At 70.8% G+C, this 18,485-nt stretch carries 15 protein-coding genes; 3 read left to right on the plus strand and 12 right to left on the minus strand.

Features of this window, described 5'->3' with window-relative positions; genetic code table 11:
• Window positions 1-28: 28 nt before the first annotated feature.
• The 4 genes from ACIBHY_RS43945 to ACIBHY_RS43960 form a co-directional block, all read right to left on the minus strand.
• Window positions 29-406: a nuclear transport factor 2 family protein gene (locus ACIBHY_RS43945; protein WP_397309835.1), complete on the minus strand. Its 378-nt coding sequence runs from the start codon at window positions 404-406 to the stop codon at window positions 29-31.
• Between the two features lie 98 nt (window positions 407-504).
• The gene (locus ACIBHY_RS43950; RefSeq protein ID WP_397309836.1) at window positions 505-1,686 is read right to left on the minus strand and encodes an MFS transporter; all 1,182 of its coding nucleotides are present in this window, start codon (window positions 1,684-1,686) and stop codon (window positions 505-507) included.
• 54 nt (window positions 1,687-1,740) lie between these two features.
• Window positions 1,741-2,163, minus strand: a complete 423-nt coding sequence (locus ACIBHY_RS43955; protein WP_379614879.1) for an acyl-CoA thioesterase — start codon at window positions 2,161-2,163, stop codon at window positions 1,741-1,743.
• Window positions 2,164-2,193: 30 nt separating this feature from the next.
• A complete protein-coding gene (locus ACIBHY_RS43960; RefSeq protein ID WP_397309837.1) occupies window positions 2,194-2,709 on the minus strand; it encodes a VOC family protein in 516 nt (171 codons plus the stop codon).
• Between the two features lie 41 nt (window positions 2,710-2,750).
• On the opposite strand from ACIBHY_RS43960, the gene ACIBHY_RS43965 reads away from it, so the two are divergent.
• Window positions 2,751-3,434, plus strand: a complete 684-nt coding sequence (locus ACIBHY_RS43965) for a hypothetical protein (protein WP_397309838.1) — start codon at window positions 2,751-2,753, stop codon at window positions 3,432-3,434.
• A 194-nt stretch (window positions 3,435-3,628) separates the two neighbouring features.
• Here ACIBHY_RS43965 and ettA read toward each other — a convergent pair whose 3' ends face one another.
• Entirely contained in the window at window positions 3,629-5,293 is a 1,665-nt protein-coding gene (gene ettA / locus ACIBHY_RS43970; RefSeq protein WP_397255010.1) for an energy-dependent translational throttle protein EttA, read from the minus strand.
• Between the two features lie 61 nt (window positions 5,294-5,354).
• Here ettA and ACIBHY_RS43975 point away from each other — a divergent pair, with 61 nt between their 5' ends.
• Both ACIBHY_RS43975 and ACIBHY_RS43980 read left to right on the plus strand, forming a co-directional pair.
• On the plus strand, window positions 5,355-5,912 hold the full coding sequence (locus ACIBHY_RS43975) for a thymidine kinase (RefSeq protein ID WP_397255008.1): 558 nt from the start codon (window positions 5,355-5,357) through the stop codon (window positions 5,910-5,912).
• A 71-nt stretch (window positions 5,913-5,983) separates the two neighbouring features.
• On the plus strand, window positions 5,984-7,015 hold the full coding sequence (locus ACIBHY_RS43980; RefSeq protein ID WP_397255007.1) for a fatty acid desaturase family protein: 1,032 nt from the start codon (window positions 5,984-5,986) through the stop codon (window positions 7,013-7,015).
• Window positions 7,016-7,070: 55 nt separating this feature from the next.
• Here the strand turns inward: ACIBHY_RS43980 and ACIBHY_RS43985 are convergent, their stop codons facing one another.
• From ACIBHY_RS43985 to speB, 7 genes are all read right to left on the minus strand, one after another.
• Window positions 7,071-9,404 (minus strand): M64 family metallopeptidase, encoded by a 2,334-nt coding sequence (locus ACIBHY_RS43985; protein WP_397309839.1) that lies wholly within the window; start codon window positions 9,402-9,404, stop codon window positions 7,071-7,073.
• A gap of 317 nt (window positions 9,405-9,721) precedes the next feature.
• Window positions 9,722-10,843, minus strand: a complete 1,122-nt coding sequence (locus ACIBHY_RS43990; protein WP_397255003.1) for a GGDEF domain-containing protein — start codon at window positions 10,841-10,843, stop codon at window positions 9,722-9,724.
• A 493-nt stretch (window positions 10,844-11,336) separates the two neighbouring features.
• A complete protein-coding gene (locus ACIBHY_RS43995; RefSeq protein ID WP_397309840.1) occupies window positions 11,337-12,275 on the minus strand; it encodes a single-stranded DNA-binding protein in 939 nt (312 codons plus the stop codon).
• 117 nt (window positions 12,276-12,392) lie between these two features.
• Window positions 12,393-13,997, minus strand: a complete 1,605-nt coding sequence (locus tag ACIBHY_RS44000; protein WP_397254999.1) for a GTP-binding protein — start codon at window positions 13,995-13,997, stop codon at window positions 12,393-12,395.
• Window positions 13,994-16,102: an AAA family ATPase gene (locus ACIBHY_RS44005; protein ID WP_397309841.1), complete on the minus strand. Its 2,109-nt coding sequence runs from the start codon at window positions 16,100-16,102 to the stop codon at window positions 13,994-13,996. Before ACIBHY_RS44005 ends, ACIBHY_RS44000 begins: the two co-directional genes overlap by 4 nt.
• Window positions 16,103-16,107: 5 nt before the next feature.
• A complete protein-coding gene (gene cobA, locus ACIBHY_RS44010) occupies window positions 16,108-17,340 on the minus strand; it encodes a uroporphyrinogen-III C-methyltransferase (RefSeq protein WP_397254997.1) in 1,233 nt (410 codons plus the stop codon).
• 71 nt (window positions 17,341-17,411) lie between these two features.
• Window positions 17,412-18,407: an agmatinase gene (speB, locus tag ACIBHY_RS44015; protein WP_397107786.1), complete on the minus strand. Its 996-nt coding sequence runs from the start codon at window positions 18,405-18,407 to the stop codon at window positions 17,412-17,414.
• Between the last annotated feature and the right edge of the window lie 78 nt (window positions 18,408-18,485).

Here is an 18,485-nt window from a genome sequence, read left to right on the forward strand (position 1 = left end):
CCGCGAAGGACGGCGACAGAAGAACGGCTCAGGAGGCGGACGGCCCGATCTCCCCCGCGAAGACGATGACCTGGTCGATGAGGCTCCGCCGCAGATGGACGACGTCCGTTCCCGCCAGGCGGGGGCCTCCGCCCGGTGTGGTGAAGACCCACTTGTACCGGGCCCACTCGTCAGGCATGTCCACCGCTGAGCAGCGCACCATCGTGCCGGTCCCCGCAGGGTGGCGCCGAATGTCCCGTACGAACCGCTCGACCGCCGCGATTCCTTCGCTGCGGCCCAACGGCCCCCAGAAGATCACGTCTGAGGTCAGGGCCTGGGAGAGCAGGGCGGTCACATGGCTGTCGTCCGAGGCGTTGAACGCGGAGATGAACGTGTCGATCGCGGAGCGTGCCGTCTCTTCCTGCATGCCCCAGTAATACCAGCCGTTGCGCGTGCGCTCGTCCCGCGAGCCGCCTTCCGATCACGGTGGACGTCCCGGTCACAGCACTGGACAGCCCGCGGGCGTCATGGCGCCCCCCGGCCCCGCTCCGACCCGACCGGGATCACCGGCAGCGAGGCCAGGCACAACACCAGCCCGACCCCGAACCCCGCCCAGAACCCCGCGTGCGCGATCAGCACACCGAGCAGCGGCGCTGCGACCAGGGCGACGACGTTCTGGATGCCGTTGTGCGTGCCGAGCACCCGCCCCGCCCAGCCGGGCCCGGCCAGCTCCCCCGCCGCGAGATAGGCCAGCCCGTTCCCCGCCACGGTGAGCACCGCCGCCAGCGCCAGCGTCACCGGCCCCGCCCACGCGATCGCCGCCGCCCCGGCGGCCGCCTGCGCGCCGACCAGCAGCGCCAGCACCGCCGCCGTCGTGACCGTGAGGATCCGCAACGGCGCCATCCGCAACCCGGTCCGGTCCGACCAGCGCCCCACCGCGATCCGCACCACCGCTCCCCCGATGGCCGCCGCCCCGAAAAGCTGCCCCGCGTGCACCGTGTCCCACCCGTAGGTGCCGACGAGGCAGGCCACGCCGTACGTGCTGACCGCGATCTGCGGCACGACGTGCAGCGCGCTCGTGCCGTGCACCCGCCACAACACGCTCTTCCGGTACGGCGAGGCCGCCTGCGGAGCGCTCGCCGCGGACAGTTCGCGCGGCGGCTCGGCCAGCAGCAGCCCGGCCAGGACCGCCGCGACCAGGCAGAACCCGGAGCAGACCAGCAGCACGCCGGACAGCCCGTACGCGCTGGACACCGCCGGCAGCAGGAAGCCCGCCACCGCCATCCCGAGCGTGTAGGAGACCTGCCGCAGCCCCATCGCGACGCCGCGCTCCGGCGGGTCGAACCAGCGCAGCACGATGCGCCCGCCGCCCACCATGGCCGCCGATCCGGCCGCGCCCGCGAGCGCGAGCAGCGCGACGACCGCCCACGCCGCCTGCGCGAACGCCGCCGCCGCCAAGAACACCGAGGCCAGCCCGACCCCGGCGCCGAGCACAACCCGCTCGCCGCGCCGGTCGGCCAGCACGCCCCAGGCGACGAGGGCGAACAGGATCCCGATGCCGGGAGCGTTCCCGATCACCGCCGCGACGGGCAGCGACACCTGGAAGTCGCGCTGGATGTCCGGCATGACCAGCGGAAGCCCGAAGAGCCCGAGCGTGACGCTCGTGTGGGCATTGACGCCGAGTCCCAGCATCCCCCAACGCCTCATATCGCCCACAACCTCCGATATTTCACGACCTGAGGCTGTTTGCGCGAGCCCGTATTACTCCGCGAGATACCGCTTGAGATAGATGAGCTCGTCCTCCAGCAGCCGGCGCGGCGCCGCACGGTCCACGTCATAGGCCACGAGCACCGACCGGGCGGTCACGAAGACCTCGTGCTCGTCCCGGATCTCGTACTCCAGCGTGAACCGCACCGGCCGCACCTCGGTCACCCACGTCTCCACGCTGACCGGATCCGCCCGGAACGTGAGCGGCCGCCGGTAGTCGATCTCATGCCGGGACACCACGAGCCCCTTGAACGGCGCGTCCCCGGCACGGTACGGGTCGATGTGCAGCATCCCCAGCCGGGCGTCCTCCAGATAGTCGAAAAACCGCACGTTGTTGACGTGCCCGAGCGAGTCGATGTCGGCGAACCTGACCATCCTCGGGAAGATGTGCCGCTTGGCCGGGGATCTCTTGACCACCCCACCACGCTATCGACTGTCATCGCGTGGTCATGGGCTGGGGATGCCGTTGCCGTCGAATCCACGTCCGGCCAGCACATCGTCGAGGCTCACCCGGGTCCCGCCGTGGTCGCCGCCGGACTGGGCCAGCTGGATCAGCACGCCGTGCGCCTCCTTCGGGTGCAGGAACACCTCGCGCCAGCGCGGATCGCCGGTGTTCAGCCCGTGCAGCCGGTACCCCTTCCCGGTCAGCCTGGCCACCGCCGCGTCCATGTCCGTGACGTGGAAGTTGAGGTGATGGACCCCGCCCCTGCCGCGGGTCAGCTCGAAGAAGCTGTCGAAGAAGGCCGATCCGGCCAGGGGTTCCATGAGCTCGACCTTGCCGCCTCCGGTGTAGGTGAGCTGCACGGTCCGGTACCCGGCCGCCCGGCTGTCGCCACCGCCGCCCAGGTGCCGTCCGCCCAGAAGGTCCTGGTAGATCGGGAGCAGGTCCCTGATCCGGGGGGCGGCCACCGCCGTGTGGTCGAACGTCACGCCGAGGCCGTCAAGATCTTGTTCCAGTCCCACGCTTTGGCTCCTCTCGCGCCATCTAGAATTTCATTCTAGACATGGACGGGCAGGTGCCGCGCGGCGGGCCGATGTTGCGCGGCGTTCACAGGTTGCTGCGCGGCCTTCAGGTGCTGCGTGGCTTACAGGTGCTGCGTGGCTTACAGGTGCTGCGTGGCTTACAGGTGCTGCGCGGCTTACAGGTGCTGCGCGGCTTACAGGTGCTGCGCGGCTTACAGGCTCTGCGCGGCTTTCAGGTGCTGCGCGGCGTAGGAGCGCCAGGGGCGCCATCGGTCCTCGCCGGGGTGGTTGAGGCGGACGTCCGGGTCGTGCAGGGCGCGCATCCGGATGAGGGCGGCCTCCCGCTCGCCCAGGCCGGGGAGGTCGGCGAGCCGCTTGCCGGCTTGCTGCGGGTCGGCGGCCTCGTCCAGGCGCAGGCTGCCGTCCACGAGCGCTTCCAGCAGTGGCCCAACGACCGTCAGGTCGTCGTCGAGTCGCTCGGGATGGCCAGGATCCCTGCCCCGTTGCGCGGCCGGGGTTTCGCCCTCCTGCGAACCCTCATGCAGGCGACCCCGCCTCTGGGCGCCGCCGCCCTCACCATGCTCGTGATCGCCGCCGGTCCCGTTGTGGCACTTGTCTGGGCAGGCGGGGCCGTGACGGCGGGTACCACGTCCGACGTGAGAAGCGATCCCCCCGATCGGCGCGAGCGCACGTCGGCGGGTGGCGTGGGGGCGGCTCCGCCGTAACGGATGGGCGGCGCACGGAGCGAAACACCTCAAGCGGCCGCGAACCACCAGCCATCCATCACAGGCAGGAGAAAGGCGCGCACCAGAGCCTGAAACGCCCCACGACCGGGAACCAGAGAAGCGCCTGAAACGCGCAGGCCGCCACCCTCGCGGACGAGGACGGCGGCCTTGTACGGCGAGCGACCAGAAACGGGCTAGTCGCGGTGGAGCTTGCGGTAGGTGACGCGGTGGGGGCGGGCGGCGTCGGCGCCCAGGCGCTCGATCTTGTTCTTCTCGTAGTCGGCGAAGTTGCCTTCGAACCAGAACCAGTTCGAGCCCTCCTCCCAAGCCAGGATGTGCGTGGCGATCCGGTCAAGGAACCACCGGTCGTGGGAGGTGATGACGGCGCAGCCCGGGAAGTCGAGCAGGGCGTTCTCCAGTGAGCCCAGCGTCTCGGTGTCGAGGTCGTTGGTGGGCTCGTCGAGCAGGAGGACGTTTCCGCCCTGCTTGAGGGTGAGTGCGAGGTTGAGGCGGTTACGCTCGCCGCCCGACAGCACGCCGGCCTTCTTCTGCTGGTCGGGGCCCTTGAAGCCGAACGCCGCGATGTACGCGCGCGAGGGCACCTCGACCTGCCCGACCTTGATGAAGTCGAGGCCGTCGGAGACGACCTCCCAGACGTTCTTGCTCGGGTCGATGCCGCCACGCGACTGGTCGGCGTAGGAGATCTTGACAGTGTCGCCGACGATGATCGCGCCGTTGTCGGGCTTCTCCTGGCCGGTGATCATGCGGAACAGCGTGGTCTTGCCGACGCCGTTCGGGCCGATGATGCCGACGATGCCGTTGCGGGGCAGGTCGAAGGTGATGTTCTCCATCAGGACGCGGTCCTCGAAGCCCTTGGTGAGCTTCTCGGCCCTGATCACCGTGGTGCCCAGGCGCGGGCCCGGCGGGATCTGGATCTCTTCGAAGTCCAGCTTGCGGTGCTTGTCGGCCTCGGCGGCCATCTCCTCGTAGCGCTGCAGACGGGCCTTGCTCTTGGTCTGGCGGGCCTTCGGGTTGGAGCGGACCCACTCCAGCTCGTCCTCCAGGCGCTTCTTGCGCTTGACGTCCTTCTGGCCTTCGACCTTCAGACGCTGCGCCTTGGCCTCCAGGTACGTGGAGTAGTTGCCCTCGTAGGGGTAGCAGCGCCCACGGTCGAGCTCGAGGATCCAGGTGGCCACGTTGTCCAGGAAGTAGCGGTCGTGGGTGACGGCCAGGACGGTGCCCTGGTACTTCTCCAGGTGCGACTCCAGCCACTGCACGCTCTCGGCGTCCAGATGGTTGGTGGGCTCGTCGAGCAGCAGCAGGTCGGGCGCCTCAAGCAGGAGCTTGCACAGCGCCACCCGGCGGCGCTCACCACCGGACAGCGTCGTCACGTCGGCGTCCGGCGGCGGACAGCGCAGCGCGTCCATCGCCTGCTCAAGCTGCGAGTCGAGCTCCCACGCGTTGCGGTGGTCGAGCTCGTCCTGCAGCTTGCCCATCTCCTCCAGCAGAGCGTCGCTGTAGTCGGTGGCCATCAGCTCGGCGATCTCGTTGAAGCGGTCGAGCATCGCCTTGGTCTCGGCCACCGCCTCCTCGACGTTGCCGAGGACGGTCTTGTCCTCATTGAGCGGCGGCTCCTGCTGGAGCATGCCCACGGTGTAGCCGGGCATGAGCTTGGCGTCGCCGTTGGAGGGATGATCAAGGCCCGCCATCATGCGCAGCAGAGTCGACTTGCCGGTGCCGTTCGGGCCGAGCACGCCGATCTTCACACCGGGCAGGAACGAAATCGTGACGTCGTTCAGGACAACCTTGTCGCCATGCGCCTTGCGTACGCGCTGCATCGTGTAGATGTACTCGGCCATGCCCTCTAGCTTAGGGCGTGTGTCACCCCGCCCTGGCCACGGTTGCGGTTAACGTGTGCGGGTGCGCCAGGGACGGGTCGAGGTCATCGCGGGGCCGATGTTCGCGGGCAAGAGCGAAGAGCTCCTGCGGAGGGTACGGCGGGCCGTCATCGCCGGCCGCCGGGTCGAGGTGTTCACCCACCGGCTGGACGTGCGCAGAGGCGCGGACCGGATCTCCTCCCACGCCGGCGCCGGCCACCCGGCCCGCTCGGCCGCGACCGCCGCCGAGATCGAGTCCATGGCCCACCCCGCCGCCGATCTGGTCGCGGTCGACGAGGCCCAGTTCTTCGGCCCCGATCTGGCCGAGGTCGCCGACCGGCTGGCGGTACGCGGCGCCGTCGTGGTCGTCGCCGGTCTGGACGTGACCTTCGACCGCCGGCCGTTCGAGCCGATGCCGTCTCTGATGGCGCTGGCCGAGCACGTGACGAAGCTCACCGCGATCTGCCTGGTCTGCGGAAACGACGCGATCTTCCACGAGCGGGTGACCCAGGTGGACGGCAGCGCGACCGATGTGGTCGCCGAGCACGTGGGCGGCGAGGACAAGTACCAGGCCCGCTGCCGGGTCCACGTCAGAAGGTAGGGCTAACCCCCCTATGGTTCGGGGTGTCCACGGGCTTAGAACGGGGGGAGATCTTCAACAGACTCATCAGCATGACCACCGAGACGATCGCGCGGCCGGGTACCGGCAGCGACTACGCCCGGCTACTCCAGCGCGTGACCGATGCCGGCCTGATGCGCCGGCGCCCCGGCTACTACGTGGTGCGAATCGGCCTCATCCTCGGCCTGTACGCCGGCGGCCTGGCCGCCTTCTTCGCGCTCGGCGACTCCTGGTGGCAGGTGGGCGTGGCCGTGTTCTTCGCCGTCATGTTCGCCCAGGTCGCGCTGGTTTCCCATGACATCGCCCACCGTCAGGTCTTCCGTACCGAGAAGCCCACCAGGATGACCGGCTGGGTCACCGGCAACCTGCTCGTCGGCATGGGCTACGGCTGGTGGATGGAGAAGCACACGCGCCACCACGCCAACCCGAACCACGAGGAACTCGACCCGGACGTCCGCCCCGACGTCATCGTCTGGTCCAAGGAGCAGGCGCGCTCCAGCAAGGGCCTGGCCCGCATCATCGGCCCCCGCCAGGCGCTGCTGTTCTACCCGCTGCTCCTGCTCGAAGGCCTGAACCTGCACGTGTCCGGCTTCCGCTCGCTGACCAACCCGAAGCTCAAGTTCAAGGCCATCGAGGGCGTGCTGCTGACCGTTCACGTGGTCGGATACCTGGCGGCGTTGTTCATGGTGCTGTCGCCGGTGAAGGCGCTGATCTTCCTCGCCGTCCACCAGGGACTCTGGGGCCTGTACATGGGCTCGGTCTTCGCCCCCGGGCACAAGGGCATGCCCACGCTCAAGCAGGGCGAGAAGCTCGACTACCTGCGCCGCCAGGTTCTGACCACCCGCAACGTGCGCGGCGGCGTCGTCACCGACATCGCGATGGGCGGCCTCAACTACCAGATCGAGCACCACCTGTTCCCGAACATGCCCAGCCCGCACCTGCCCCTCGCCCAGTCGATCGTCCGCGACCACTGCGCCGAGATCGACGTGCCCTACTACGAGACGAGCCTGATCCAGTCGCACCGCGAGGCCCTGCAGCACATGCACGAGGTCGGCGAGCCGCTGCGGCTGGGCAACCTCGAGTAGCCGCCGGGGGTGTCGAAGGGGCGGGCGCGGGAGGGGAGCGCCCGCCCCTTCGAGGTCAGTGCCGGTGGCCGTCGTCGCCGTGCTGCGGCTCCGCGGAGTTCTCCACCGCCGTGTACGGCACCGCCGCCACCTTGGCCATCGCGCCGGAGACGGCGGCGGCCGGGTCGGGACGGCCCGCGTGCGCGCATTGGCCGGTGGCGGCGCCGGTGATCCGGTTCGCCGCGCCCAGGTTGGCGGGGGCCGCGCTGTTTCCGGTGCACACCAGCGCGCCGCGGACGGTGCTCCCGGCCAGCGCCGGCGCCTGGTTCCCGGTGAGAACGAGCGCCCCGCGCACCTCGGTCCCGGCGATGACCAGGGCGTCCGTGGTGCCCTTGATCTCCGCCGCGCCGTTCACGCGGCCCTTCAGCAGGTGCACCTGTGCCGCCTTGGACGTGCTCAGAACGCCCGAGATGCTTCCGCCCCGCATGACCAGGGAGGCGCCGGGCCGTACCGAAACGGGACCGGTCACCTTCGCTCCTTCCAGGCAGGTGACACCGGAGGTGACCACCAGCGCGCCGCGGTGGGTGCCCGTGACCGTGCGGTCGCACGCGGGCGGCGGCGCCATCGTGGCCACCCGGAAGCTGCCGGCCCGGCCGTAGTTGCCCGCGGCGTCGATGGATCGGTACTCAATCGTGTGGCGGCCGCGCGCGAGCTTGCCGTACACGAGATGGTCGATGACGGTGCCGCTCTCGCTGAACGTCCACGGCAGGTCGGCCGAGGTCGGCCAGCCGAAGTAGTTGAACCAGCCGTCGCCGTCCACGCGCGACTCGGACACCACGTAGCCGTCCTTGTCGTCGCGGCCGGTCAGCCGCATCGTGAACGGCCCGTTGTACAGATACAGATCACCGTCTTTCACCACAGGCTCGGACAACTCGTAGCCGGTCGTGGGCGGCGTGCCGTCAACGGTCCAGGTCACCGTGTCCGCCCCGGCGCTCGCGGTGAGCGTGTGGACCCCCGGGCTCAGGTCCTTGAGCACGAAGTCGCTGCCCGAGTCGCCCACCTTCGTGCCGTCCAGCTTCCAGGTCACCGGGACGAGCTGCCGCGCCGGATGCGTGGTCTCCACGTACATGACGTCGTCGCGTCCGGCCGGCCTGGTCGCGGGGGCGGCCGAGACGATGCCGGGAGCCAGCCCGTCGGGCGGCGTGGTCAGCGCGGTGTCGACCGTCCAGGTCCTGCTGCGGGTGAGCGCGGCGCGCACCGCCGGGTCCCGCACGAACTCCGTGGTGTCCGCCACCGTCGCCGTGACCGTGTGCGTCCCGGGCGACAGGTTCAGGGCACGCAGGTCAAGAGCGTCCTCGGTCGAGGGTACGGCGGCGCCGTCCACACTCCAGGCCACCTTCAACGCGTGACCCAGCGGCCGCATGGGCTCCACCCACAGCACCCGGTCCGCCCCCACCGGCGCGTTCACCGGCGTCGAACCCTGGATCACGTCCGTCTTCGCGGTGATGCGCTGCACCATCACCTCGCGGCTGACCTGGTCGAAGTAGTAGCCGAGCGACTTCATCATCGAGTGCCGCGAGGGCCGCCACACCCCCGTCGAGGCGTACAGCCCGCCCTCGAACCGCGCGATCGGCCCGCCGGACTCGCTCTCCTCGCCCAGCCAGCGCCACCACTTGCGCTTCTGGTCGAGCATCTGCTGCTCGGTCAGCAACGAGTGGTGCGCGCTGGACGGCTCCGGCCCCGTGTAGGCACCGCCCGGGACGCCGCGCTGGTAGTAGTCGTACTCGTCCTGGAGCCCGCCGAGGGAGTGGCCCAGTTCGTGCGGGCTGATCAGGGCCGACATCGCGTTGCTGCCGGAGGCGGTGGCGTAGGAGCCGCCCGCGCCGCCGTACGTCTTGCTGTTGCCCAGCGCCAGAATCTGCCGATTGCCCGGCGTGGTGCCCGTGACCATGTTGGCGTAGCGGTTGGCGGCGGAGTTGTTCATCGTGATGAGCCGCTGCACGCTCTGCGCGTTGCACTGCCCCCAGAACCCCATGCTCAGGGGCGTGTTCTTACGCGGTGAACCGAGATCGGGATCGCAGCTGATCCCCGAGTCGGCCGAGACGATGTCCACGCGGTAGACGTTGATGTAGTTCCGGTAGCTCTTGAACGGCTCGATGGACCACATCACGTTGAGATGCCGGTCCACGTCGGTCTTGAAGGCGGCCTGCTCGCTCTCGGTATACCCGTCACCGAGAAGCACCAGGTTGAAACGCTTGGCCGGATCCCCGGTGACCTGCACCGGAACCACCGTCCCCGCGCCGGGCTCGGCGGCGCTGGCGGGAAGGGGGTGAACAAGAAGGGATCCGGCCAGCAAGAGGGCGGCTAAGGCGCCGGTGGCGCGCAATGGGACCTCCGGGGTGTGGTACATGACGTGCTAGTACTATCCGCGCACGCCACCCATCCGTCCCATCTCACCTGGGGATAACCCCAGCGATATGCCCCACCCTCGCGTCGGGGCAGGAGAACCCCCGCGAGCGGCGTGGTGCCTCAGACGCGGGGAATGCCGCCGCCTTGCGGATCCCGGCCACACGGCCTGGTCCTCACGCCTGCTTCCGGACCCATACCCCAAGGCCGCACACGGAGGACAGCGGCGAGCCCGTGCACCGAGGCCGCACGCGACCGCAAGGGCCCGTGGCGAAGCCTCCGCAGGCCATGTGGCAGGAGGGTCTTGTGGGGCGGGGGTGGTCAGGGTGGGGGGAGGGGTGGGTCGGCTGGGGGTTGGGGTGGAGGTGTGGGCTGGACGGCGGGGATGCAGATGCGGTCGCGGCCCAGTTCCTTCGCGCGGTACAAGGCCAGGTCGGCGGCGGCGAGGAGTTCGATCAGATCGTCGCCGTGGATGCTCATGATGGCCACTCCCGCCGAGATCGTGATGGTGATCATGGCGTCGTCGGCGGGGATGGCCATGCGGCCGATGCGGTGGCGCAGGCGTTCGGCGACGCGGCGGGCTTCGGAGATGTCGGCTCTCGGGAGGAGGACCACGAACTCCTCACCGCCGAAACGGCCCACCACGTCGTAGTCGCGGAGCTGGCCGCGCAGGGTCGCGGCCACACCGACCAGGACCTGGTCGCCGACCAGGTGGCCGTGGGTGTCGTTGACACGTTTGAAGTGGTCGATGTCGATGATCAGCAGGGCCAGCGTCTCACCGGTACGGCGGGCGCGGACGATCTCGGTGTCGGCTTCGCGCTGCCAGGCCGCCGCGTTGAGCAGGCCGGTCTTCGGGTCGGTGCGGGCCGCCGCCTGCAACTGGGCGTGCAGGAGGCTGCGCTGCAGCAGGACGACCGGCGGCAGCGCCAGGACCAGCAAGGCCAGGTTCAGGCCGCAGGCTATGGCCACCGTGACGCCCAGGCAGAGCTCGACCACGTCCAGCAGGACGCTCTCCCGGTCCCACAGGACGTCGCGCCAGCGGGTGTCGGGGTCGGCGGTGTGGGCGGCCACGGCGATGAGCGCGGTGTTGAGCAGGGCGAACAGCGTGGCGCAGGCCACCGCGTAGAGGATCGGGGTGCCGCCGCCTCTGGACAGGACGGCCGGGTCGGGGACCAGGCGGTGGAAGACCACCGAGGCGGTGCACCCGGCCAGGCCGATGGCGGCCGAGCTGAACACGCGCCGGTACAGGACCGTGGCGCGCACCCGCAACTGGAGCAACACCTGCAACAGGATCGGCGCGAACAGGGCGTAGACCGGCGGCAGCAGCAGCGCCACCGGCAGCCACCACGCCGACAGCAGGTCGCGTGAGACACCGGCCGGCATGCCCAGCCGCCTGGTCGCCTCGATGCAGACCGCCCCACAGGCCATCAACGCGCCGAACATCAGCAGATCTGACCAGCTAAATTCGGCAGATGTCGCAAAGACCGCAATGGCCGCGACATCCAGGATTACGATCCCTATGAGATAGACCACGAGGGCGCGGCGCTGCCCCAGCAGCGGCCAGCGGCCGGCCAGTGTTGACACACCGTCGCGAGACTTGACCGAGGTGTGACTGGTCGCCGCCATCCCGTCTCCTCTCAGACTAACGATGTGTAACACAATAGTTGCGGAGTGTGCGTTGCGCGACGGGAACCGCTACCTTTGGCTCGGTGGCCTTTGCGTCATGCGGCCACCGAATGGGATGCCGCTCACTCCGCGAGCGGGCCGTGCGGGAAAGGAGCAGCCATGGTGCGGGGCGTGACCTGGACCTGACAGATGCTCTCAACATCTGACACGGGCAACACCATCGGCTGATCCGCGCGGTGTCCGAGCTCGCCAGGCTCGGGGACACCGACACGTCACGGCCGGTGCCCCCTCCTCCTCCGCCCGCCTGAACTCAGGCGGCAGCCCGCTCCTCGACGGGATCGCCTGAGCCGTCGCCTGCTGCGCCGAGCACCCTCACCAGCGCGTCACCGTCGTCGAGCGCGCCCTCCGGCCCCTCACGCCGCACCCGCCGCCGACCACGAGCGGCCTCCGCCGCCACGCCGCCCTTCCCCGGCTCCCGAGCCGCCCCGGCCCCGCCCTTCCCCAGCTCCCCGGCTTCGGCCCTCCGCAGCTGCCCGGCCGCTCCGGCAAGGCCCGGTCCGGGCTCCCGCGCGACTCCGGCATCGCCTGCCCCAGGCTCACCCTCTGGCACGAGACCACCGGCGGCACCGGGGTCACCACCGGCACGCCGGAGCGCGGGGTCACCCGCCTCCCCCACGGACGCGCCCAGCACACGAACCTCCCCCGTCCCGGCCGGAAGGGCGGCCCGGAGCGGGTCGCCGCCGGTCAGGGCGCGCTCCCGAGGCTCCGGCAGGCCGAACGCCGGGTCGAGCTCCGCGGCACCGGGCCGGGGACGGCCGCCGCCCATGGCCCAGTCCTGGGTGTCCTCGTCGAGCCGATCGCGCCGCTCCCTGCTCACGATCGAGGCCCCGCGCTCCGGCTTGCTGAACACGCCGGTCCCCCACCGGAGGTCGTGGCCCACCGAAGAGGCCTCCACCTCGGCCATGAACCGCCGGTCGTCCTCCGCCCCGAACTCCCTGATCCGCAACTTCCCCGACACCACGACCGGATGCCCGACCCGGATCGACTGGGCGACGTTGTCGGCCAGCGCCCTCCAGCACCGTACGGCGAAGCAGACCTTCTCCCCGTCGGCCCACTGGCCGGTCTTCTTGTCGAAATAGCGGTGACTGGTCAGCACCCGCAGCGAGGTCACCCGGACCCCGTCCTCGAAGGTGTACTGGCGCGGCTCGGATGCGACGTTGCCGGTGAGCGTGATGTAGATGTCGTTCATCGGTTGCCTCCCATGCGGCGGGCGGGCTGCCCGCGGACGGAGGCCACGTTCTCGCGAACGGCACCCGGAAGAACCCGCCGAACGCCGTTCTGGGGACAACCGGCCCCTGTGGAGAACTCAGCCCGTGAGGCCCCTCATGGCGCCGGCGAACTCGTTGTGCCTGGTCAGCTCCCGCTCAACCGGCTCCACCACCATGCTCTCCGCCACCGCGCCGACCCGGCGGCGCATCTCCCGCTCCAGCCGCTCACGCTCGCGCGAGGCGCCCAGAACGACGAAGTTCCGCGAGGCGACGGCCGACAAAGCGCCCAGTCCGAGCACGGAGGCCATCATCACCCCGACCCAGGGCAGCGCCGCCGTATCGCCGAGCACCGCGAGCGCGGACGGCAACGAGTCGCCGGCCGTCAGCCCGACCCCCAGCCACACCAGCCCGAGGAAGAACGCCGCCACCAGCGTGTACTGCCAGGCCTTGAGCGCCCGCCACCAGCCCGGCACCCGGTCGAGCTCCGGCGCGACCTCGGCCAGCTCCTCGGTGAGCGCCTGGGGCAGCTGCCCGGAGCGCGAGCGCGCCGCGTGGTGCAGTCCCGTCCGCCACACGTCGGTCATCCCGCCCGACAGCCCGTCGGCCAGCGCCTGCACGGCGTTGACCACCTCGGCGGGCTGCGCGGTGATCCGCCCGGTGACGACCTGCATCTCGTCCAGCTTGAGGCTCTTCAGCGGATCCGGCCGGAACTTCGCGATCCATCGCGGGTACGGCCAGCCGACCCACCGCCCGGACCGCTCGGCGTAGATGTTCTCCATGGCCTCGCCCAGCGCGGGCACGCCGACGGCGTCGCAGAGCGCGTCCGTCAGCCCGACCCGGCGCGCGGCGTCGACGTTGGGCGGCGCCTCTCCCACGGGTGAGGTTTCGGCCAGCCGTCTGGTCAACCGGTCAAGGTCGGCGTCGAGACGCTGGATGGCGGCCCGCCGACGGGAGACCGCATCGGCGATCACGCTCTTCAGGCTGTCGATGCCGCGCCCGGAGACGGCCGAGGTGGGCACGACCGTCGGCTGCGCCACGCCCTCGCGCTTGAGCAGGTCGTTGAGGTCGATGACCAGCTCGGCCAGTTCCTCGTGGGAGAGCCGGTCGGACTGGTTGAGCGCGAAGACGGTGACGGCCTCGTGCCCGGCCAGGTCGGTGACGTAGCGGCGGTGGGTGGAGGCGTCGGCGTACTTCTGCGGATCCAGCACCCACACCACCAGGTCGGCCAGCCCGATCAGCCGGTCGGCCTCGTTGTCGGTGAGCGCCCTGATCGAGTCGTGGTCGGGCAGGTCGAGCAGGATCAGCCCGTGCAGGCGGCTCTCGCCCTTGTCGAGCGCGCTGGCGCGGGCGAAGCGGTGCCGCCACTGCACCTGCAGCCAGTCGAGGAGCGGCGCCGCGCCGTCGAGCCCCCACACGCAGGCGTGGGTACGCGCCGTCGTCGGCCGCCTGACGCCCGTCGGCGACAGTTCGAGCCCGGAGACCGCGTTGAACAGCGTCGACTTGCCGCTGCCCGTGCCTCCGGCCAGCGCGACCACGGTGTGCTCCGACGAGAGCTTGAGCCGGTCGCCCGCGCGCAGCAGCAGGGCGCCCGAGTCGGTGAGCAGCTTCTCGTCGAGCCGTCCGGGGCCGAGCTCCACGATCTTGGAAAGGGCGTTGAGCCGGGGGCCGAGCCCCGGCCTTCCGGTGGTGGTGACAGCCGTCATCGAGCGACCTCGAGGTTGTATGTCGCCTGGTAGAGCCTCGTCGCGGCCGACTCGTCCGGTATCCCGGCCGCGTCGAGCGCCTGCACGTAACGCATGGATTCCTCGTCGAACAGCACACCGATCCTGGCTCGCAGGTCGCTGAGCGCCTTCGCGCCGATGCCGCGCAGCGACTCGGCGCCGAGCAGGGCGTTGACCAGCTTGTGCGGCACGCCCTCGACACTGCCGCCGCTGAACATCGCCACCATGAAGATCAACGCCAGCGAGTCGGCGTCGAACGACACGATCTTGGAGATCGACCGCTTGGCCACTCCTTCGGTCCTGACCAGCTCGGTGACGTGCTCCTGCCAGGCCGCGATGGCCCGGTTGGCGCGGCGTGCGAGCTCGTCGGAGGGGCGTTCGAGCCCCGCCCCGAGCAGCCCGCCCAGCTCCGCGCGGTGCCGCCAGCGGGCCACGACCTCCTCGGAGGCCCGGTTGGCCGCCGCGGCGATCAGCGACTCCAGGCCGGTGCGGATCGCGGTGCGGAAGGCCTGGATGCGCTCGGGCGTCTGCTTGGCCGCCTTGCCGCGCCGGCGTACCTGAAGGGCGCGGGTGAGCTCGCCGGAGCCGGTGAAGTCCTGCCAGCGGGCCAGCACCTCGCCGTTGACCAGCGAACCGTTCTTGGTGGCTCGCTCGATGTCGGACAGCGCGCCCAGGTAGGCGGTCTCGACGTCGGTGCGCAGCTCGTTGCGGAAGGCGACCTGCTGCTCCAACTGCCTGGCCAGCTCCGGCACCCGGGTGCGGAAGCTGTCGAGCACGCCGTCCAGCGTCTCGCGTACCGCGAGGGCCCGGCGCTCCTCGTCGACGGAGAGTTCGGCCAGCCAGAGCCGCAGGTCGGTGACCTCGCTGTCGGGCAGCCTGCCGTCGGCGACCGTGGCCTCGTTGACCACGAACCGGTCGGCGTCGCCCAGGCCGTACTCGGTGAGCATGCGGACGAAGTGCTTCACGACCACGTCGCGCGCCCTCGGCTGCACCCGGGAGAGCACGATCCCGAGCCGGGCGCCGCGCTCCTTGGCCAGCCGCAGCAGCTTCCAGGCGGGCGCGTCGGCGTAGCGGGCGGCGGTGGTGACGAAGATCCACAGGTCCGCGGCGTCGAGCATGCGGTGGGCGACGTCGTGGTGCTCCTCGACGACGGAGTCGATGTCGGGGGTGTCGAGCAGCGCCACGCCCTGGGGCAGCTTCTCGGTGGACACCACGACCAGGCTGTCGAGCCCGGTCTCCGGGGTCGGCTTCTCGATCCGCGTCAGCCCGCCGAGCAGCTCGCCCGAGCCGAACCACGGCAGGTCATCGGGGTGGCAGGCGAGCACCGGCGTCCCGGTGGTGGGCCGGCGCACGCCCGTGCGGCTGATGTTCTTCTCCGCCAGGCTGTTGACCAGCGTGGACTTGCCCGCGCCGGTCGACCCGGCCACCACGATCAGCGCCGGGGCCGTGCTGGTCTTCACCCGGGGCAGCACGTAGTCCCGCAACTGCGCCAGCAGGTCGTCCCGCGCCTGCCGCGCCTCCTCGGCGCCGGGCAGGTCAAGCCCGAACCTCAGGTCGGCCACGCTCAGCCGCAGCGCGTCGAGTGCGACGCCGAGCCGCTGAGCCGCCTCCTTGGGCAGCTCCTCCACGCGCACCGCCGCCGCGGGCGCGCCCTCGCCCTTTTCCTGTACGGCTTCCGCCGCGTCCCCGGCCACCTCGGTGGCCTCGTCCCCGGCCCCGTCATCGGCGGTTTCGTCGTCAGCCTCAGCCTCGACGTCCGCGTGATCGGCTACCTCTGGCGTCTCGGCGGCGTCCTCGTCCTCGGCCTCGGCGGGACCGTCGTCGTCTCCGGCCTCGTCGTCATGCCCGGCGACGTCACCGGTGTCCTCGACGTCCTCGTCCACGCCGCCCTCGGCCGCGACGTCCTCGTCCACGCCGTCCTCGGGGCCCGCGTCATGGGTCGCCGCAGCCTCCGGCGTCTCCTCCGGTGGCTCGCCGTCGCGGTCGGTGGCCGGGTCGGGGGCGGCCGGCCGTACCTCCGCGGGCTGCCTGATGGGCGGCATGAACAGCGTCCGCTCGCCCGCGGACTCCTGGTGCCCGTCACCCATGGCGTTCACGGAACCCGCTCCGATCGAACCATCTCGACCTCCTGGCCGACCTTCACGACGTCGCCGACGACGACGATCGCCGGGGGCCGTATCCCGGCCGCTGAAACGCGGTCGGCCACGGTGGCAAGCGTGGCGGTGACCGCCCGTTGCGTGGGAAGAGTACCGTCCTGTACCACCATTACGGGAGTTTCCGGCGAACGTCCGTCTCGCTGCAAGGCCTCGGCCACCTTGGCCAGCCGTTCCACGGCCATCATGAGCACGAGCGTGCCTTCGGAGCGTGCCATTCCGGGCCAGTCGACCGTGGAGCGCGGATCGTCGGGCGCGACGTGCACCGAGATCACATGGAACTCCTGGCTGACCCCCCGGTGCGTGACCGGGACCCCGGCGGCGGCCGGGACCGCGACCGGGCTGGTGATGCCCGGCACGACCAGCACCGGGATGCCCGCGTGGGCGCAGGCCAGCATCTCCTCGCCGCCGCGCCCGAACACGAACGGGTCGCCGCCCTTCAGCCGGACCACGAACTTGCCCTGCCTGGCCCGGTCGATCAGCACCTCGTTGATGGCCTCCTGGGCCAGCGAACGCCCGTAGGGCACCTTGGCGGCGTCGATCAGCTCGACGTCGGGGGCGAGTTCGTCGAGCAGCGCCCGGGGCGCGAGCCGATCGGCGACCACCACGTCGGCCTGGGCGAGCAGTTGCCGCCCGCGCACCGTGATCAGGCCCGGATCGCCCGGCCCGCCGCCGACGAGGGCGACACCGATGGGTTTCGCCCGGTTACGGCGGGCGTCGACGGTGCCGTCGCGCAGCGCGTCGACCACGGCGTCGCGGATTCCGGCGGCCCGGCGCGGATCGCCGCCCGCCGTGATCGCGACGCTGATCTCGTCGACCTTGCCCGAGGCGGGCGTCCAGGCGGCCGAGGCGTCCTTGTCGTCGGCGCGCACGCACCAGATCCGTTTGGCCTCGGCCTCCGCGGCCACTGCCGCGTTGACCGCGTGGTCGCTCGTGCACGCCTGCACGAGCCACGCGCCGTCACAGTCGCCCACTTCGTACGGCCTGGCGTGCCAGGTGATCCGGTCGGCGGCGATCAGGTCGTCGAGCGCCGGAGTGACGGAGGTCGAGACCACCGTGACCGCCGCACCGGCCTCCAGCAGCGCGGGTACCCGTCGCTGGGCGACCCGGCCGCCACCGACGACGAGGACCCGGCGGCCGGAAAGCCGCAGGCCGAGGAGGTAGGGGCCCATGGGGCGAATCTCCCGTTCGCGAAGGTTGGTGTGTTAGGAGGTAAACCTAACGGAAGATTGGCGATGTGGAACTAGCGGCCGTCAAGTAGAGGCTGCCGGGGATCCCAGCGCGGCCCGCCCTCACCGTCCTTGCGGCGTCTGGCCATCGCTGACAAAGCCTCAAGGATAACGCGGTTGCCGAGGAACGCGGTGATGTCCGCGTGATCGTACGGCGGCGCCACCTCCACCACCTCCATGCCCGCCACCGGCAGTTCGTAGCAGATGCGGCGGACCGCGTCGAGAAGCTGCCTGGCCGACAGCCCACCGGGTTCCGGCGTCCCCGTGCCGGGCGCGTGGCCGGGGTCACAGACGTCGATGTCGACCGAGAGGAAGATCTGGTCGCACTCGTCCAGCGCGAGCGTGAACGCCTCGGTCAGGCACTCCTCCAGCCCACGCGTGACGATCTCCGTCATCTCGTAGGAGCGCATGTTCTGCTCGGCCATCCAGTCGAGCGTCTCGGGCCCCGGCCAGTAGCCGCGCAGGCCGATCTGGAGGAAGCGGTCCCCCCTGATCGCCCCGGACTCGATCAGCCGGCGCATCGGCGTACCGTGCCCGTGCAGGTGCCCGAACTCGATGTCGCCGGTGTCCGCGTGCGCGTCAAAATGGATCATCGAGGTACGGCCCGGCTCGAAGGCCCGCGCGGTGCCCTTGGCGTCGGGCAGCGCCACGGTGTGGTCACCGCCGAGGATCAGCGGGATGGCGCCGGAGGCGGCGATCCGGTGGACCGCGTCCTCGATGTTGGCCAGCGAGCTCTCGACGTCTCCCGAGTACATCTCGACGTCCCCGGCGTCCAGCACCCGAAGGTCCTGGAGGGCGTCCACCCGGAGCGCCAGGCTGGGCCTGGAGCCATCGTGGGGCAGGTAGCAGGCCTGGCGCAGCGCCATCGGGCCGAACCTGGCACCGGGCCGGTTCGAGGTGCCGCCGTCGAAGGGGGCGCCGACGATGACCACGTCCGCGCCCGCGTAGGTGGCCGGATCGAGCACATCGCACCGCTCGACGCCCAGGAAGGTGATGTCGGGTCCGTACATCGCACCATAACGAGTCACAACCCCATCATCACACCCACCACCCCACGCACGGCCAGGCCACTCCCCGGACGCGTGCCC

The sequence above is a fragment of the Nonomuraea sp. NPDC050547 genome, from assembly GCF_044457345.1.
Lineage (GTDB): Bacteria > Actinomycetota > Actinomycetes > Streptosporangiales > Streptosporangiaceae > Nonomuraea.